Origin of the sequence: Alteraquisediminimonas sediminicola, assembly GCF_019740335.1 — a bacterium.
Classification (GTDB): domain Bacteria; phylum Pseudomonadota; class Alphaproteobacteria; order Sphingomonadales; family Sphingomonadaceae; genus Alteraquisediminimonas; species Alteraquisediminimonas sediminicola.
On record NZ_JAHXZS010000004.1, the window covers coordinates 1 to 16142 of the forward strand.

16 protein-coding genes and 1 pseudogene are annotated in these 16142 nt (G+C 57.6%); 12 read left to right on the forward strand and 5 right to left on the reverse strand.

What is annotated here, in order from left to right:
* Together K6117_RS14460 and K6117_RS09375 are read left to right on the forward strand one after the other, a co-directional pair.
* Positions 1 to 114, forward strand: a pseudogene (locus tag K6117_RS14460) (biopolymer transporter ExbD); the annotation flags it as partial.
* Positions 115 to 151: 37 nt separating this feature from the next.
* Entirely contained in the window at positions 152 to 607 is a 456-nt protein-coding gene (locus K6117_RS09375) for an ExbD/TolR family protein (protein WP_221794319.1), read from the forward strand.
* A gap of 303 nt (positions 608 to 910) precedes the next feature.
* Here K6117_RS09375 and K6117_RS09380 read toward each other — a convergent pair whose 3' ends face one another.
* The gene (locus tag K6117_RS09380; protein ID WP_221794321.1) at positions 911 to 2176 is read right to left on the reverse strand and encodes a threonine ammonia-lyase; all 1266 of its coding nucleotides are present in this window, start codon (positions 2174 to 2176) and stop codon (positions 911 to 913) included.
* Between the two features lie 56 nt (positions 2177 to 2232).
* Here K6117_RS09380 and K6117_RS09385 point away from each other — a divergent pair, with 56 nt between their 5' ends.
* Together K6117_RS09385 and K6117_RS09390 are read left to right on the forward strand one after the other, a co-directional pair.
* Complete coding sequence (locus tag K6117_RS09385; RefSeq protein ID WP_221794323.1) at positions 2233 to 3099, forward strand: NAD(P)-dependent oxidoreductase; 867 nt, start codon at positions 2233 to 2235, stop codon at positions 3097 to 3099.
* Positions 3096 to 4598 carry an amidohydrolase gene (locus K6117_RS09390; RefSeq protein ID WP_221794325.1) on the forward strand — a complete coding sequence of 501 codons (1503 nt, stop codon included), beginning with the start codon at positions 3096 to 3098 and terminating at the stop codon, positions 4596 to 4598. The genes K6117_RS09385 and K6117_RS09390 overlap by 4 nt, the downstream gene beginning before the upstream one ends.
* Before the next feature lie 7 nt (positions 4599 to 4605).
* Here the strand turns inward: K6117_RS09390 and K6117_RS09395 are convergent, their stop codons facing one another.
* Positions 4606 to 5724, reverse strand: coding sequence for a M14 family metallopeptidase (locus K6117_RS09395; RefSeq protein ID WP_221794328.1), 1119 nt, complete (start codon positions 5722 to 5724; stop codon positions 4606 to 4608).
* A gap of 4 nt (positions 5725 to 5728) precedes the next feature.
* Complete coding sequence (locus tag K6117_RS09400; protein WP_221794330.1) at positions 5729 to 6292, reverse strand: DUF4136 domain-containing protein; 564 nt, start codon at positions 6290 to 6292, stop codon at positions 5729 to 5731.
* Between the two features lie 236 nt (positions 6293 to 6528).
* Between K6117_RS09400 and purE the strand changes: the two genes are divergently transcribed.
* The 5 genes from purE (at position 6529) to K6117_RS09425 (ending at position 11307) form a co-directional block, all read left to right on the forward strand.
* A complete protein-coding gene (gene purE / locus K6117_RS09405; RefSeq protein WP_425514701.1) occupies positions 6529 to 6984 on the forward strand; it encodes a 5-(carboxyamino)imidazole ribonucleotide mutase in 456 nt (151 codons plus the stop codon).
* A complete protein-coding gene (locus K6117_RS09410) occupies positions 6981 to 8054 on the forward strand; it encodes a 5-(carboxyamino)imidazole ribonucleotide synthase (RefSeq protein ID WP_221794333.1) in 1074 nt (357 codons plus the stop codon). Before purE ends, K6117_RS09410 begins: the two co-directional genes overlap by 4 nt.
* Positions 8055 to 8117: 63 nt before the next feature.
* Complete coding sequence (serS, locus tag K6117_RS09415) at positions 8118 to 9392, forward strand: serine--tRNA ligase (RefSeq protein WP_221794335.1); 1275 nt, start codon at positions 8118 to 8120, stop codon at positions 9390 to 9392.
* Between the two features lies 1 nt (position 9393).
* On the forward strand, positions 9394 to 10158 hold the full coding sequence (gene surE / locus K6117_RS09420; protein WP_221794337.1) for a 5'/3'-nucleotidase SurE: 765 nt from the start codon (positions 9394 to 9396) through the stop codon (positions 10156 to 10158).
* Between the two features lie 69 nt (positions 10159 to 10227).
* Positions 10228 to 11307 carry a M23 family metallopeptidase gene (locus K6117_RS09425; RefSeq protein ID WP_221794339.1) on the forward strand — a complete coding sequence of 360 codons (1080 nt, stop codon included), beginning with the start codon at positions 10228 to 10230 and terminating at the stop codon, positions 11305 to 11307.
* A 27-nt stretch (positions 11308 to 11334) separates the two neighbouring features.
* On the opposite strand, the gene K6117_RS09430 is transcribed toward K6117_RS09425, so the two are convergent.
* Positions 11335 to 11724 carry a flagellar protein FliS gene (locus K6117_RS09430; RefSeq protein WP_221794341.1) on the reverse strand — a complete coding sequence of 130 codons (390 nt, stop codon included), beginning with the start codon at positions 11722 to 11724 and terminating at the stop codon, positions 11335 to 11337.
* Between the two features lie 48 nt (positions 11725 to 11772).
* Positions 11773 to 13149: a flagellar filament capping protein FliD gene (gene fliD, locus K6117_RS09435; protein WP_221794343.1), complete on the reverse strand. Its 1377-nt coding sequence runs from the start codon at positions 13147 to 13149 to the stop codon at positions 11773 to 11775.
* Between the two features lie 163 nt (positions 13150 to 13312).
* On the opposite strand from fliD, the gene K6117_RS09440 reads away from it, so the two are divergent.
* The 3 genes from K6117_RS09440 to K6117_RS09450 all read left to right on the forward strand — a co-directional run bounded on the left by K6117_RS09440 (position 13313) and on the right by K6117_RS09450 (position 15973).
* Positions 13313 to 13969: a protein-L-isoaspartate O-methyltransferase family protein gene (locus K6117_RS09440; protein WP_221794346.1), complete on the forward strand. Its 657-nt coding sequence runs from the start codon at positions 13313 to 13315 to the stop codon at positions 13967 to 13969.
* A 15-nt stretch (positions 13970 to 13984) separates the two neighbouring features.
* The gene (locus K6117_RS09445) at positions 13985 to 15430 is read left to right on the forward strand and encodes a TolC family outer membrane protein (RefSeq protein WP_246604996.1); all 1446 of its coding nucleotides are present in this window, start codon (positions 13985 to 13987) and stop codon (positions 15428 to 15430) included.
* Between the two features lie 66 nt (positions 15431 to 15496).
* Positions 15497 to 15973: a DUF2497 domain-containing protein gene (locus K6117_RS09450; protein WP_221794348.1), complete on the forward strand. Its 477-nt coding sequence runs from the start codon at positions 15497 to 15499 to the stop codon at positions 15971 to 15973.
* Positions 15974 to 16142 lie beyond the last annotated feature (169 nt).

Genomic DNA, 16142 nt, shown 5'->3' on the forward strand with positions numbered 1-16142 from the left:
GCGGATGTGAACACGCCGTATAAGTGCATTGGCGGTACCGTGGCGGTGATGGGCCGTTCGGGCTTCTTCCGGGTCGGGTTCATTTCCGAGCCTAAAGGCCGGACGACGAGCTGATCCACCCCGCAGACCATAGTATTCAGGAGATATTTCCATGGCAATGAGCTCTGGCGGCGGTGGCGACGGCGCCCCGATGATGGATATCAACACCACGCCACTCATCGACGTGATGCTGGTGTTGTTGATTATGTTCATCGTGACGCTACCCCCGGCGACGCATGCGGTGAAGATTGATTTGCCGCAGGATTGCAAGCTGCAGCCGGGTGGATGCCCGCCGCCGCCTGCGATCGATCCGATCAAGAACACGGTGTATATTTCGCCGCAGGATGGCATTTACTGGAACAATGAGCCGATGACGCTCAGCCAGTTGCGCGCCAATCTCGATTCCACCCAGAATCGTGATCTGTATGAAATGCCGCCGCAGTTGGTGATGCAGCCGGACCCCAACGCCCGCTATGCGCGCGTCGATCAGGTCTTGGCGGAAACCAAAAAGGCCAAGGTCGAAAATCTCGGTTTCCTCGGTAATGAAAATTACATGGGTGAAATCTGAGAGACGATACGATCACGTCTTTTGAAGAATAGCATTAGGGCGGCCCTGTGAGGCCGCCCTTTTGTTTTCGGATAGCGGACGCTACGCTCGGACAGCGGACGCTACGATAAGTCTGAGGCAGGCTACGCGCTCTAGACATTTGTTGCCATGTCGTGACCTAAGAGAATTCGTTTCTCGTTCTTCCTCGCGATGCTCTGGAAAAATACCGCGCCATCAGACGGCGTCATATAAAAAAAGGGGCGCCCAACACATGCTGGAGCCCCCTTTAGTAATCGTTGAAATGCTGGCGCCTCAACCCGCGCTTTAGCTGGTCCGGCGATTTTTACCCGGCTTGCGGCCTGAAATGGTGAGTAACTCATAGACATAACCTGCATCGTCCAACTCAAGCTTGAGCTGTTCAAATGAAGCAGTGTCCCGGATTTCATATTCAATTTCCGTTTGCGTGCTTTTCGCCGAGAGAACACCAAAAATCCGTTGATGGGAAACCTCAAGGATGTTGGCGCCGTTACGGGTGAAAATGCCAGACAGCTCATGCAAGCTGCCAACTTTATCCTGCAACATGACGGCGATCCGTCCGATTCTCCCGGTTCGTGCCAGGTTCCTAAGGATAACATTGGCAAGAAATCGTGGATCGATATTACCACCAGACAAAATGACGCCGACATTTCGTCCTGCGAAGTCTGCGCGCACATTGCCGTCCTTGGTCGGCAACAAAGTAGCCAAACCAGCTGCACCTGCGCCCTCGACTACTGTCTTTTCAATGTCGAGCAATAAGGAAATCGCTTCCTCAATGATCGATTCCGAGACGATACGCATTTCGTCGACCAGACTCATCACATATTGCCGGGTGGTTTCCCCCGGAAATTTGACGGCAATTCCTTCAGCCAGCGTATCGCCGCCGCCCTCAATATGCTTGCCCGTTTTGAGGCAATACATCGCCGGATAGCGATTGGACTGAACGCCCACGATACGGATGTCTGGCCGCATGCCCTTGGCGGCGACGGTCACGCCGGAGATCAGACCACCGCCGCCAACCGGCACGATAATAGTATCGATTTCGGGCGCATCTTCGAGCATTTCAATGGCGACAGTGCCTTGTCCGGCCATGATCTGTCGATCATCGAAGGGGTGAACAAAAGTCAGCCCTTGTACGATTTCCTGCTCACGCGCATGTCCAAACGCATCTTCGAAGCGCTCACCGAACAAGATGACATTGGCACCATGGGCTTGGGTTTGTTGGACCTTCACCAAGGGCGTGGATACCGGCATCACGATGGTGACCGGGACACCTAGTCTCGCGCCGTGATAGGCAAGCCCTTGTGCGTGATTACCCGCCGATGCCGCGATGACGCCAACCTGACGGGCGTCGGGACTGAGTTGTAGCAGTTTGTTGAGCGCACCCCGTTCCTTATATGCGGCGGTGAACTGCAAATTTTCGAACTTTAGCCAGACATTGGCGCCGACCAATTGGGACAGGGTCTTGCTGAGCATGGTTGGCGTCCGAATAACAGCACCATGAATCCGCTGGTGTGCGTCGCGAACATCCTGAAGGGTCAGTTGGTTTTCCATGGATTTGCCCTATCGCATCTGGCGGCAAAGCGAAACTATGCTTATGCTCCCGCGCTATGGCAAAGATTGCATTTATTGGCTTGGGCGTCATGGGCTCCCCGATTGCGCGACACCTCCTCAATGCGGGGCATGATGTGACGGTGTACAACCGCACCCATGCAAAGGCGGAACTGTGGGTGACTGAACATGGCGGCCGCTCGGCGGATACGCCTGCGGCGGCGGCTGAGGGGGCGGATGCGGTGATCACCTGCGTCGGTGCGGATGTGGACCTTGAGGCGGTGACATTACGCGGCGAGGGTTGTTTCAAGACAATGCGCAAAGGGGCGCTGTTCATCGATCATACGACGGTGTCGGCCAAGATTGCGCGCCAACTTGCCATTGAGGGGCGCGATCGTGGCTTTCTGGTGGTTGATGCCCCGGTAACCGGGGGTCAGTCAGGCGCGGAACAGGGGACGCTGACCATCATGTGTGGCGGTCGCGAAAAGGCAGTGGCTGAGGCGACCCCCTTGATGCAGGCTTATGCGCGTAAAATTGTCCATGTCGGACCAAATGGGGCGGGGCAGACGACCAAGATGGTCAATCAGATCGCCTTTGTGGGTATTATCCAGAGCTTGGCTGAGGCGTTGCGCTTTGCCCAAGCGGCAGATCTCGACATTGATCAGGTGTATGAAGCGATCTCATCTGGTGCGGCGCAAAGCTGGCAGATGACGCATTATTGGCACTCTATGGCGGAGGACCGGTTTAATTTCGGTCTCGCCGTGGACTGGATGCGTAAGGATCTTGGGCTGGCGATAGAAGAAGCGCGGGACAATGGGGCGACATTGCCGATGGCGGCGATGATCGATCAGTTCTTTGCCGATGTGCAGCATATGGGTGGAGGGCGTCAGGATACCTCGGCTCTGGTGCGACGGCTGCCAAAGTGAAGCGCAGTTGGTGGGCAGCGGCGCTGGCCATATTGGCTGCTGGTTTTCCCTCCATTCCCGCGCATGCTGATGGCCTGATCGACAATGTAAATGGCTACACCATTGATGCGGCCAATCAGTTGCATCGCTTCAATGCATTGGTCATTCGTCCAGATGGCCGCGTGGGCCAGTTACTCCTTGCCACGGATAAGCGCCCTAAGGGTCTCGACTGGCGGTATGATGTTCAAGGGAAAACGATGTTGCCCGGCATTGTCGATGCAGCAGGTGCGTTGATATATTATGGCCTGCAATTAACGGGCCTCGATCTGAGCGCTGCCCAGCGCATGGCCGAGGTGCAGGCGCTTGTGCGGGGATATGCGCAGGCGCATCCCGAGAAAAAATGGGTGATCGGGCGTGGATGGACTCCACTGCCAGAAGCCGAGCGTGCTGCGTTGACGGCTACGGCACTTGATGAGGCTGTCGCGGATCGCCCTGTTGTCTTGTTGAGCGCGGATGGTGATTCTGCGTGGGTGAATAGTGCCGCGTTGAAAGTCGCGGGTCTGCAGGTTTCACCTGCCGACCAAGATAGCGTTATTGCCGGGCCAGCGATGTCCGCAATGCAGCGTTTCCTGCCGGAGACGCTTCCGGTCGAGCGAGATCAGGCATTGGCTGTGGCGCAATATGGGCTACTGGCTGCAGGCATCACCGCGATGACCGATCTTGGTACGAGTGAACGCGACTGGAACAGCTTTCGCCGTGCGGCGGATTCGGGGCGATTGAAGCTGCGCGTGACAAGCTATGCAGACAATATCGAGGGGTTGATCTCCATTGCGGGGGCGCGCCCGATGGCATGGGCGCAGGATGCGCGGTTGCGTATGATCGGGTTGGGACTGCAACTGGATAGTAGCCTTCAATCCGGAACGGCGTGGCGTGCTTCATCCGCATCCGCATCGGTCCTTGAGCTTCGGCGGATCGAAGATACGCGCCTGCGTAATCTATCATCACGTGCGGCGATGGACGGTTTTCAATTGGCGATTATTGCCCATGGCGATGCGGCCGTTGAAGAGGCACTCAACGTGATTGACGAGATGGTGCCGACCTATACGGGCGACCGGCGCTGGCTCATTCACGGCATCGTGCAGGTCAATGCAACGGATCTAGCGCGTTTGGACCGCAATGATATTATCGTTACGGGTGGGCCTGTTTTTGCTGATGGGAATGTGACATCGGTGTGGGGCAGTGGCATGCTTGCCGTTGCGCCAGATCCGATCGCGGCGATGTCGGCGCTGAGCCGGTCTGCCAATTTTCCGCGCATTGATGAGGCGCGTCTGCTTGCCTCCTTCACGAGCGGGCCTGCATATGCGGCCTTTGCAGAAAAGGATTTTGGTCGATTGCTGCCCGGCTATCTGGCCGATTTCATCTTGCTGGATGGTGATCCGCTGGCCCCGATTGCCGCCAATCATCCGATCCAAGTGATGGAAAGCTGGATCGGCGGCAAACGTGAATGGTCCCGCAAATAGGGCGATTTTAGAGCTGGGTGGCGAGTGTGGCCAAACAGTCCCGAGCCAGTTGCTTGCAGCGGGCGGGTGACCAGCCCCTCATGGGATCGGGGCATGGCGCGTGATCCTTGAAGGGCATTTCCAGCGTCATGCCAACACAGCCCATATGGGCGAAGCGGTTCGCCAGTTGATTGGTCGACATGGTCAGATTGGCCCGGCCCGGCGTAGATTTTGGATAACCGAGCCGCGTCTGGAATTCGGGGGTGCGATCCGCCAAGGCATCACGAAAGGCATAGAAACGCGCACCCTGCGGGTCGGTCCAATTGGGAATGCCTTCGAAACCGGCGATGAAATTGGCAGGGATGGCTTCGTCGCCATGCACATCCATTGCCCAATGAATGCCGGTTTGGTCCATGGCGTTGCGAACGCACAGCACCTCTGGCGAACGTTCCGGTGATGGTTTCGCCCATTCACGGTTCAGGTTCACCCCTGCCGCATTGGTACGCAGATGGCCGCGCCGGGCACCGTCCGGGTTCATGTTCGGAATGATGTGGAAGGTGCATTGATCGCGCAACTGTTTGGCGACAGGGTCTGTGTCGTCGGTGAGCATGTCCAGCGCGCCTTCCATCCAATACTCGGCCATTGTTTCACCGGGATGCTGGCGGGCATAGAGCCAGACCTGTTTTGGCCCCGTACCCATGATCAGGCAATCGATAGGCTGGCCATCAAGGCTTTGGCCAAGTTCGATCAATTGTACGCCCGGTTTGATCGCAGTGCGCTGGATGAGGTCGTGATGTCGCTCTATCGAATAGGGCGCGAAATAGGCGAACCAGACGCTGTCCGTGGCTGGGGTGTGGGTGATGGTCAGCACGCCATTGGCGTAGCTTGTGTTGGCGCAGCGCCAATCGTCGCGGTCATCGCTGTAGCGGGCGCGATAATCCGGCCAGCCTTCCGGATAGGCCGATTGACCACAATTCATGATCTTGAGTGTGATGGATTGCCCCCGCATCCCGGAGACTCGGAAATGGAACCATTGGAAGAACTCTGAATGCGCATCCTTGCGAATGGCGAGTTCTGCGATTTGGCCGTTGATGGTGATTATGTCGATATTGCCGCTGTCAAAAGAGGCGTTGATCTGCATCGTCATATGATTATTTCACCACAATCATTTTACCAGATTCGCCCGGAAAATCCGTAAATATGGCACTCGTCATCCGTGCGATAGCGGTGCGGGGATCGGCGGCGGCGGTTGTCATGACGGCCTCGGTTGTGGCGCGCCCTTCCCACAATACGACATTGTCCTGCACGCGACGAATGCGCAGATTGAGTGTATATGTCACCAGTTCGCGCGCCTTGGGCGTGCCAATGGGGAAGCTTGTGCCGACGCCAACGCCAAAGCCGCCGCTGCCTGTGCCGCCGCCGATACCGATCGTGACGGGCGCGCGCGGCGCGCCAGCGGCTCGTACATGGCGAGTGACGGAGAACAGCAGCAATTGTTCTGTATTTGCCGCATCCGTGGGACGAAAGCCGACCGTCCTGATTTCCTGCCCGATCACCGCTGCATATTGTTTGTTTTCCAAGCTGTCGTTGAGGGAAGGATCGGCGGGCATGATCCGGATATCACCGCGTGGGATGGGTTGAGTGAGATGGAAGCGTGTGACTTCAACCTGTGTGGCCGTTGTGGCGCATCCAGAGACCATGGAGCCAGCGAGCATAAGCGCTGCCATTGGCAATAATATCGATCCCCGAAAACGCAGCATGCGCCAAACTCCTCTAAACTTTGGTCCTGTACAGCATAGTCCGGGGTTAAGATGATGAGAATAGGCTTCAGAAACCCCGAATTGGCCGAATTTTGCGATTCCCAGTCGCGGAATTATGCCCTAAAGCCCAGTCTTCATCAGGGCTTGGGAATGCGGGAATGCCGGAAAGCACGCCAGTTGTTGGCATTATCATGGGTAGCCAGTCAGACTGGGACACAATGCGCCACGCGGCAGACACGCTTGCCGCACTCGGTATCGCTTATGAATGCCGGATTGTTTCCGCACACCGGACGCCAGATCGACTCGTCAATTATGCCAAGTCCGCAGTGTCGCGTGGGCTGCGCGCGATCATCGCTGGTGCGGGCGGTGCCGCGCATTTGCCGGGCATGGCGGCATCAATGACTCGTTTGCCGGTATTCGGCGTGCCGGTCGAAAGCAAGGCGCTGTCGGGCATGGATAGTCTGTTGTCGATCGTGCAAATGCCCGCGGGCATTCCGGTCGGCACGCTGGCGATTGGCAAGGCAGGGGCGACCAATGCTGCCCTGATTTCTGCTGCGATGCTGGCGACCACCGATCCCGCATTGGCAGAGCGACTCGATGCTTGGCGTGAGCGGCAGAGCGCCAATGTTGCCGAGATTCCTGAATGAGCGCAGTTCCGCCGGGTTCCACAATTGGCATATTGGGCGGCGGTCAGCTGGGCCGGATGCTCGCCGTAGCAGCGGCGCAACTTGGCTATCGCTGCCATATTTTCGCACCTGAAGCGCATAGTGTCGCGGCGGAAGTATCGGCGGACTGGACCCGTGCGCAATATGGCGACAGGGATGCGTTGCATCGTTTTGCAGCCTCGGTTGATGTGGTCACATATGAATTTGAGAATATCGACGTGTTGCCGATTGAAGAATTGGCAGACCATGTGCGTGTCCATCCCAATGTAACGGCCCTCGCGATTGCGCAGGATCGACTGCGGGAGAAGGATTATATTCGCGATCATGGCGGTCGACCCGCACCTTATCGCGAAGTGAGCAACAGGGCGCAGCTTGACGCGGCTATTGCCGACATTGGTCTGCCTGCGATCCTCAAGACGTGCCGTTTTGGCTATGATGGCAAGGGGCAGGTGCGGATTTATACGCCCGATGATGCGGCCGAGGCTTGGGCTGCGGTCAAGGGTGCGCCATGCGTATTGGAAGGTTTCATTCAATTCGAGCGCGAATTTTCTGTGCTCGCCGTGCGTGGTCAAGATGGCAAGATGGCATTTTGGGATACGCCGCAAAATCGTCATGACGATGGGATTCTGGCCCGGTCATTCGTGCCAGCCCATCCCATGATCATCACTCAGCAAGACGAGGCGCGTGCCATTGCAGGGCGCGTGATGGCCGATCTGGATTATGTCGGCGTGGCGGCATTTGAATTTTTCGCGACCGATAACGGGCCGGTGTTCAATGAAATGGCACCACGCGTGCACAATAGCGGCCATTGGACGATTGAAGGTGCGCTGACCTCGCAATTCGAGAATCATATCCGCGCCATATGTGGCTTGCCACTTGGTGATACAGGTCTCGCTGCCGATAAGGTCATCATGGACAATCTGATCGGGGATCAGGCATTGGCTTGGCATGAACTTTTGGCGGACCCTGCCAATCACTTGCATCTTTATGGCAAGGGTGAAGCGCGACCCGGTCGCAAAATGGGTCATTTGACGCGGCTTGAATTCGACTGATTTCCGTGGTGCGCGATTAGACCTACTTGCCAGTGAAGAGCGTGTCGGCCATAGCCGGAAACCATGCATGATATTCGTCTGATACGCGAAAACCCCGCCGCTTTTGATGCCGCTCTCGCCCTGCGTGGACTTGAGCCGCAGTCGCCCTCGCTGCTGGATATGGATGAACGCCGCCGGGCGCTGGCAACCGAAGCGCAAGCTGTGCTTGCCCGCCGGAATGAGGCGAGCAAGGCCATTGGTGCTGCCAAGGCCTCCAAAGATGAGGTGACATCTGCAGCGCTCATGGCAGAAGTGGCCCTGCTCAAGGAAAAGCTGCCCGCGCTTGAGGCGGAGGAGCGTGCCGCGGGCGAGGCGCTTGATGAGGCGCTGGCCGCATTGCCGAACCTGCCGTTGGACGATGTGCCGATGGGCAAGGATGAGCATGATAATGTGCTGGTTCATGAACGCGGCACTCGGCTGAATTTTGATTTTGCGCCACGTGAGCATGACGAGATCGCCGCACCGCTTGGGATGGATTTTACGTCCGCTGTCGCGATGTCGGGCGCGCGCTTTGTGGCGCTGCGTGGCAATATGGCCCGACTTAACCGGGCGCTGGGGCAGTTCATGCTCGACCTTCAGACCGGCGATCACGGCTATACCGAGATCGCGCCGCCGCTGTTAGTGCGCGATGAGGCGTTGTTCGGCACCGGGCAATTGCCGAAATTTGCCGAGGATCTGTTTCGCACAACGGATGGCCGCTGGCTTATTCCAACCGCCGAGGTCAGTCTCACCAATCTTGTCCGCGAGCAGATCATCGATCAGTCGACGCTGCCGATCCGGATGACGGCGCTGACGCCCTGTTTCCGTTCCGAGGCCGGGTCTGCCGGACGCGATACGCGTGGGCTTATTCGCCAGCATCAGTTCGACAAGGTTGAAATGGTCTCGGTTGTTGCCGTTGAGCAAGGTCTTGATGAACTTGAGCGGATGACCGTTTGCGCCGAGCGTGTGCTTGACCTGCTCGGCCTGCCATATCGCCGGATGTTGTTGTGTAGCGGTGATATGGGCTTTGGCGCGCGTAAAACCTATGATCTTGAGGTGTGGTTGCCGGGTCAGGATCGCTATCGCGAAATCTCCTCCTGTTCTTATTGCGGCGACTTTCAAGGGCGTCGCATGAATGCGCGCTATCGGGTTGAGGGTGAAAAAGGCACGCGCTTTGTCCACACGCTCAATGGATCGGGGCTTGCGCTTGGCCGGACGCTGGTGGCGGTGATTGAAAATTACCAACAGGCGGATGGCAGTGTCATCATTCCTGATGCTTTGCGTCCCTATATGGGTGGCATCACGCGACTGGAGCCCTGAGATGCGGATTTTGGTGACGAATGATGACGGCATTCATGCGCCCGGTCTGGCGTTGCTGGAACGGATTGCGCACCAATTTTCGGATGATGTCTGGGTGATCGCCCCTGCGGAAGAGCAATCCGGCGCTGGCCATTCGCTCACCTTATCCCGTCCGGTCCGGTTGCGAAGCCATGGCCTGCAGCGTTATTCAGTGACCGGGACGCCGACCGATTGCATCATGATGGCCGTTGGCCATGTGATGCAGGATTGCCTGCCCGATCTCATTCTTTCCGGCATCAATCGGGGCGCCAATCTGGCCGAAGACCTTACCTATTCGGGCACGGTGTCGGCGGCGATGGAAGGCGCCCTTGCGGGCATTCGCTCAATCGCGCTGAGTCAGCAATATCTTCATGAAGCCGCAGCGGATTCGGTCTCTTTCTCTGCGGCGGAAGCGTGGGCTGCGCGGGTGATTGCACCGCTGCTGGACCAAAAATTTGATCATCGCACGCTGGTGAATATTAATTTTCCGCCAGTGGATGCAGATCAGGTGCATGGTGTGCGGGTCGTTCGACAGGGTTTTCGTGATTATGGCCGATTGAGGCTGGTCAAGGGAACGGACCCGCGCGGCTATGATTATTTCTGGTTTGGCCTTGGGGAGATGATCCATACGCCGATGCAGGACACTGATCTGGAAGCTGTTGCCGATCGTTTCGTGTCGGTGACGCCGGTGCAACTCGACCTCACGCATTATGAGGTGCTGGATCAATTGCGCGCACTCTATTCATAAAACGACTTGGCAGCCTTCAGGCGTAAGGCCTATGGTGGATTGATGAGGAAATCTCGGCAATTCATATGCATGACATTGGTCATGTTCAGTTCGACTGCCTGCATCCCACAGACGCGGACGAAGGGCCAATCTGTAGCTGCAGTTGATCCGGCGGTACTGGGTTTGGAAGTTCCGGTCTCCTCCATTGCCGATGCATCAATATCAGTGCCGCAATCGCCGCCGACATGGAGCGGCAAGCCGGTGATGCCTAATGCAACCAGCGTGCAAGATGGAAACTATGTGGTGGTTGTCGGAGATACGTTGCGGGCGATCGGCAATCGTACCGGTGCGGGGTCAGAAGCGATTGCAGCGGCCAATGGCCTGATTGCTCCTTTTACCATCAAGGCTGGACAGCGTTTGAGAATTCCTGGTGGCCGCTATCATCAGGTGGCATCTGGCGAGGCGGGTATCGCGATTGCGCGTGCCTATGGCACGGACTGGATTACGCTTGTCCGGTTAAACCATTTGGAACCACCCTATGTGCTGCGGATTGGCCAGCGCCTGAAATTACCGGATGATGAAACTGCCGCTCTTGTCGTTGGGGAGGATGCCGACGCGACCAAGGGAGGGGTGGCAACACGGGCGCAGGCGTTCTCCGTCAATATTGATGAACTGTTGGCGGGTACTGCGTTGGCAGGGGAGAGCAGGGGAAATGCCTCACCTCCGGCGGCAATCACGGCGCAGGGTGGGGAGACGGCTAAATCCGGCGGGTTTATTTGGCCCATCGGTAACGGTCGGGTAGCCCGAGGCTTTGGTCCTTATGGGGAGGGGCGGGTCAATCGCGGCATTGATATCGCAACCTTTGAGGGGGCGGAAATCCGGGCGGCTGCGGCTGGCGTGGTTGTCTATGCCGCCCGCGATGTGGCCATGTTCGACGGCTTGATATTGTTGCGCCATGCCGATGGCTGGACCACGGCCTATGGCTATGCGGCGGATATTCGCGTTCGAGAAGGACAGAATGTGCGCAAGGGTGATATGATCGGCTTGGTTGGGCCTGGCCCGGATCAAGGGCCGCAGCTTCACTTTGAACTGCGCAAGGGCCAAGATCCGGTCGATCCCATGCGCTATCTTAGCAGTCAGGGCCAAGGCCAAAATCAGGTCGGGCGATAATATTGAAAATATGGTCAGGACGACCAATTAGCGCGCGCCCTTAATCCGTAGCCACGTGTGCTGCATTTCAAGCGCGGCTGATCGCACTTCTTGCACGCGTTCGCTATCAAAGGTGGCAATCGCCTGATTCAGGCCCGTCATCATGCCACGATATACTTGTGCGAATAAGGCGGTTGTATTGCCGCCGCGTTCAGGGTCTAGACTGGTCAGTAGCGCCGCGAGGATGGACCGCGCGCGAATCGCGCTTGGCTCTTGCGGTGATTTGGCGCCGAGGCGCATGCGTGCTGCCAGCACATCTAGCGACTGCACCAATTCTTCATATAGGATCGTGACAAGTCCATGAGCATCGACGCTGTTCAGCCGACTGGCAAGGTCAACTTCCTGATAGCGCGCACTGGCATCGCGCGGCTTTAGCATGGCGTAGGCTCCCATCAGTACATCTCGCCCATCGGTTGATCCAGACTATCAATTGGATTGGTTGGACCAGAGTTGAATCTGCTGGTCGAGATAGCTTTGCGTCGCCTTGAGTGCGCCGATCCGGTTGTCCATGGCGCTATATTGTTTTTCAAGGCGCTTGCGATAGCTTTCCGCGCGCGTTTCAACATCGGTTCGGCTAGCCGTCAGCGCATCGCCTTCACGCTTTAACCGGCTGCCAAGAACATCAAGCACTCCATCGGTGGTTGTCATTTTCTGCGCGAGGTTGCTCATCACGCTCGCAATGCCGGGGTCGCTTGTTTCGCTATGGATGGAATCGCGCAAGGGGTTGAAAATGGCCTCAACCTCATCCGGATTGGAGGCAATCACTTTTTCAAGCTTGGTCTGATCCACGCGGATGGTGCCATCCCGATTGGTGGCGATGCCGATGTCGTTGAGGCTGTTCACCGTGGCATGGCTGGTCACGGCGCGGTTGAGCAAGCCATTTAATTCCCGGTCCAGCCCGACCAACACCTGACCGCCGCTATTCGCAGTCCGCGCCTTGCCGAGGTCGGTCTTGAGTGTATTGAATGCCGACACAAAATCTTTGAGGGTTTGACGCAGTGTATCGGTCGAGCGGTCCGCGCCCAGCTGGATCGGCGTTGCGGCATTCGCCTGTTTCAAGGTCAATTCTACGCCCGGCACGGCATCGCTGATCGTGTTCGTGGTGCGGGACATTTCGATCCCATCAACGAAGAACAGTGCGTCTTGCGCCGATTGACCGAGTGTCATGCCACTGGCGCCGCCATTATATGCAAAGCGCGATAGCGCCGGTTCGCTGCTGGCCGAAGGGGTGAGTGAAAAGGCATTGGCCGCACCCGTTGAGCCCTTCATGACCAGACGGCTGCCCGCGTTGTCGCTGACAATGCTGGCGGTCACAGAACTGCCAGTGGCATTTATCGCATCCCGCAGGCCGGTCAGGCTGTCGTTGCTAACGGAGATAATGATGTCGTGCGCCGTGCCGCCTATGTTGAGCGTGAGCTTGCCCTGTCCCACGGCGGTGGTGGCGCTGGCCTGATAAGGCGAATACAGGGTCTGCGCGCGCGCCAATTGATTGACGGTGACGGAGGACGCAAGACTGCCGAGCAGGCTGCCGGACAGGGCTTTTGCCTCTATCGCGGCTGTGTTCGAACTTGTGGGTTGGGTACGTAACGTGCCACCTGCGACGAGATCAGACAGCGATGAGGCAAAGCCTTCGAGGTCGGATCGGGCTTGGGCAAGCGCACTGACCTTCGCCTGATTCGCGTTGGCCATTGTCTTGATACGGTCGAGTTTCGGCTGGCTTGAAGCTGCCGTAAGGTCGCTGACCAGCTTGGCGGTGTCGATGCCTGAACCGAAACCCAGGCTATTGGCGATCGACGTTGTCATGGCATTGCTCCTTCTGGCCTTGATAACGACAGGCGTTCAGATGGATTAAGTTCGCTGGGGTAGGTCACGCCCGGCCTTGGCGGCGGACGGATAAACCGCTAAGAACCAGATTGACCCTAGTGTATTGCGGTTATAGGACAGTCACTGCAAGGATGTATGACACGTGACCCACCAGAATTTTGATCAGATGCGCCACGCCATGATCGTGAGCCAGCTTCGCACGAATGCCGTTAATGACCCGCGCATTCTTGATGCCTTTGCCATCGTCCCGCGTGAACGTTTCGTGCCGGTCGAACGTAGCGCCGTTGCGTATGTCGATGTTGCCGTGCCGCTGGACGAAAAGGGGCGTGCGCTTAATCCCACGCTGACGTCTGCGCGGTTGATTGCTGAGATAAGCCCGGATGTCGGGGCCTCGGTATTGCTGATCGGTGCGGCGACCGGTTATCTTGCCAATGTTCTGGCCCGCATGGGTTGTCGCGTGACGGCGGTGGAATCCGATGCCGCACTGGCCACCAAGGCCCGCGCTTTGCTGGCGGATGAGCCATTGGTGACCTTAGTTGAAGGCCCGCTTGCCGATGGTGCACCGACGCAGGCCCCCTTTGATGCGCTGATTATTGATGGCGCAGTCGAATCGCTGCCGAAATCACTGGTCGCGCAATTGTGCGATGGCGGGCAGGCTGCTTATGTTTTTGCGGATCGCGGCGTTACCCGTCTTTGTGCCGGTCCACGGATTGGCGGTAGCCTGAGCGCGCAGCCATTTATCGAAATGCAGGCCGTGTCATTGCCCGGTTTTGCGCCAGTGGCTGGTTTTACATTTTAAAGGGATAGGTTGATCATGGGTCGTATTCCCCAGCTAATGGCGTCTGCTCTGGGATTGACCCTTGTCATCGGGGCGGCAAGTGCTGTGTCAGGTGAAACCCTTGGCGATGCGCTGCTGCGGACCTATGCGACCAATCCTACCCTGACATCGGCGCGTGCCGATTTGCGGGCGACGGATGCCGGGGCGGGGGTCGCACGTTCCGCCGCGCGGCCAAGGTTTTCTGGTACGGCGGGTTTGACGCAGAGCTTCAACGGTATCGGGACGCTTGATGAAAACGGGCGGTCGTTGACCCTTGGCGCGGATGTGTCGGTCCCATTATATGCTGGAGGCGCGATCAGCAGCGGCGTCCGGGGTGCAAATGAGCGCGTGTATGCAGGGCGTGCGAATTTGCGTGCTACCGAAGGCACGGTGTTCACCGATGTGGTGGCGGCATATATGGACGTCACGCTGACGCGCGCCGTGGTGGCGCTCAACCGCAATCAGGTGGATGTGTTGACCACCAATTTGGAAGCGACTCGTGATCGTTTTGAAATTGGCGATCTGACCAAGACCGATGTGGCTCAGTCTGAGGCGCGTCTTGCGTTGGCCAATAGTGCGCTTGCGAAGGCCGAGGGCAATCTTGTCGCCGCTGATGAAAATTATCTGCGCTTGACGGGCGGCCCGGCGGGCGAACTTGATGTGCCGCCGCCATTGCCACCGCTGCCGGATACGCTTGATGCGGTCACGGATGTGGCCTTGGCCGAAAATCCTGAATTGGCCGCCGCTGCTGCCACCGCCAAGGCCGCGCGCGCCGATGTCGATCATGTGCGCGCCAGTCGTCTGCCGACATTGAGTGCGGTAGTTGGCGCCAGTTACAATGATTATCTCGGCACATTGGATGAGGCGATGGGCCAGCCCGGCGCCTCGGTCGATCAGGTGCAAACTACCAGCCGAATCGGCCTGTCTGCGCGATTGCCTCTCTATCAGGGTGGCGAGGCCGGTGCGCGGGTCCGGCAGAGTCGCGAACAGGAAAATGCGGCGCGAGAACGTCAAATTGGGGTGGAGCGGTTCGTGATCGCCAAGGCGCGATCAGCTTTTGCGCGCTATCGGGCCGCACTTGATTCGATCACTTCAAATGAAAAGGCGGTTGCAGCCAGCCGCTTGGCGCTGGAAGGCAATCGCGCAGAAAATAGCGTTGGCACGCGCTCTGTGCTTGATGTGCTCGATGCCGAACAGGAACTGCTCAATAGCGAGGTCGCGCTCGCGACGGCCCGCCGTGATGCCTATGTCGCGGGGTTTGAATTGTTGAACGCACTCGGGCGCGCCGAAATGAAGGATATGAACCTCGAAGGCGGGGTCCTTTACGATCCGCTCGTCAATTATAAGTCAGTGTCGAACCAATTGTCGGATTGGTCCGATGGGGATGCTCGTCCGACCATCGCCACTCATAGTTACGGACCCGTCGCGCCACCTAAAAAATGAGGGGTGACAGCGACCATGAATTACGCAATATTCAAGCCTATGTCGGCACTTAATCAAGAATCATCGATGGAAGAGATCCTCGCATCGATCAAGCGGATCATCGCGGAGGACAGCCATGCGTCCACGCGTTCAGCTGCGAAGAATTCCAATGGCTCTCATATTCGTGCGGTGTCGGATGATGTCGATGGCGACTTTGCCGAGCAGGTGCTGGAATTGACTGACCCCGTCGGTTTTACGCCGCCCGCTATGGAAACGGGCCAACATGGGCATGCGCCTGCAGCGACACAGGCGACGAACAATGCTGATTTGGTGTCCGATATTTCAGTTCAGGCTACGCGTCAGGCGTTGGAAGCTTTGTCTTCGGTGGTGGTGCGTGCGCCATTAGCCCATGCTGGCGTAGTTGGAAGCCCGAGCGTCACGACGCTTGATGATCTAGTCGTGGATATGCTGCGCCCGATGCTGAAACAATGGTTGGACCAACATCTCCCTGAAATCGTCGAGGTGATGGTGCAGCGTGAAATTGCCCGGATCACCGGTAAATAGATTGCGACCGGCCTAGCTTTCAGCGCAATAGTCGGCCCAGTATCCTCGCCCAAGGCGAAGGCGGGCGATTGTCTGCTGCTGATGCTGACTAAGTCACGCTCTATATTCGTATAAGGCCGGATGTTATTCGGCGGGATCGCTGTGCCGGTCATTGCACATAGGCATGCTT

What these genes read in the sequence shown, in the direction of transcription:
- K6117_RS09395 (WP_221794328.1), bottom strand. Translation starts at nt 5,724, where the DNA reads ATGACGATGCAGATCAACGCCTCTTTTGACAGCGGCAATATCGACATA.
- K6117_RS09410 (WP_221794333.1), top strand. Translation starts at nt 6,981, where the DNA reads ATGAGCGCAGTTCCGCCGGGTTCCACAATTGGCATATTGGGCGGCGGT.
- serS (WP_221794335.1), top strand. Translation starts at nt 8,118, where the DNA reads ATGCATGATATTCGTCTGATACGCGAAAACCCCGCCGCTTTTGATGCC.
- surE (WP_221794337.1), top strand. Translation starts at nt 9,394, where the DNA reads ATGCGGATTTTGGTGACGAATGATGACGGCATTCATGCGCCCGGTCTG.
- K6117_RS09445 (WP_246604996.1), top strand. Translation starts at nt 13,985, where the DNA reads ATGGGTCGTATTCCCCAGCTAATGGCGTCTGCTCTGGGATTGACCCTT.
- K6117_RS09375 (WP_221794319.1), top strand. Translation starts at nt 152, where the DNA reads ATGGCAATGAGCTCTGGCGGCGGTGGCGACGGCGCCCCGATGATGGAT.
- K6117_RS09430 (WP_221794341.1), bottom strand. Translation starts at nt 11,724, where the DNA reads ATGCTAAAGCCGCGCGATGCCAGTGCGCGCTATCAGGAAGTTGACCTT.
- fliD (WP_221794343.1), bottom strand. Translation starts at nt 13,149, where the DNA reads ATGACAACGTCGATCGCCAATAGCCTGGGTTTCGGTTCAGGCATCGAC.
- K6117_RS09425 (WP_221794339.1), top strand. Translation starts at nt 10,228, where the DNA reads ATGACATTGGTCATGTTCAGTTCGACTGCCTGCATCCCACAGACGCGG.
- purE (WP_425514701.1), top strand. Translation starts at nt 6,529, where the DNA reads ATGGGTAGCCAGTCAGACTGGGACACAATGCGCCACGCGGCAGACACG.
- K6117_RS09385 (WP_221794323.1), top strand. Translation starts at nt 2,233, where the DNA reads ATGGCAAAGATTGCATTTATTGGCTTGGGCGTCATGGGCTCCCCGATT.
- K6117_RS09380 (WP_221794321.1), bottom strand. Translation starts at nt 2,176, where the DNA reads ATGGAAAACCAACTGACCCTTCAGGATGTTCGCGACGCACACCAGCGG.
- K6117_RS09400 (WP_221794330.1), bottom strand. Translation starts at nt 6,292, where the DNA reads ATGCTCGCTGGCTCCATGGTCTCTGGATGCGCCACAACGGCCACACAG.
- K6117_RS09450 (WP_221794348.1), top strand. Translation starts at nt 15,497, where the DNA reads ATGGAAGAGATCCTCGCATCGATCAAGCGGATCATCGCGGAGGACAGC.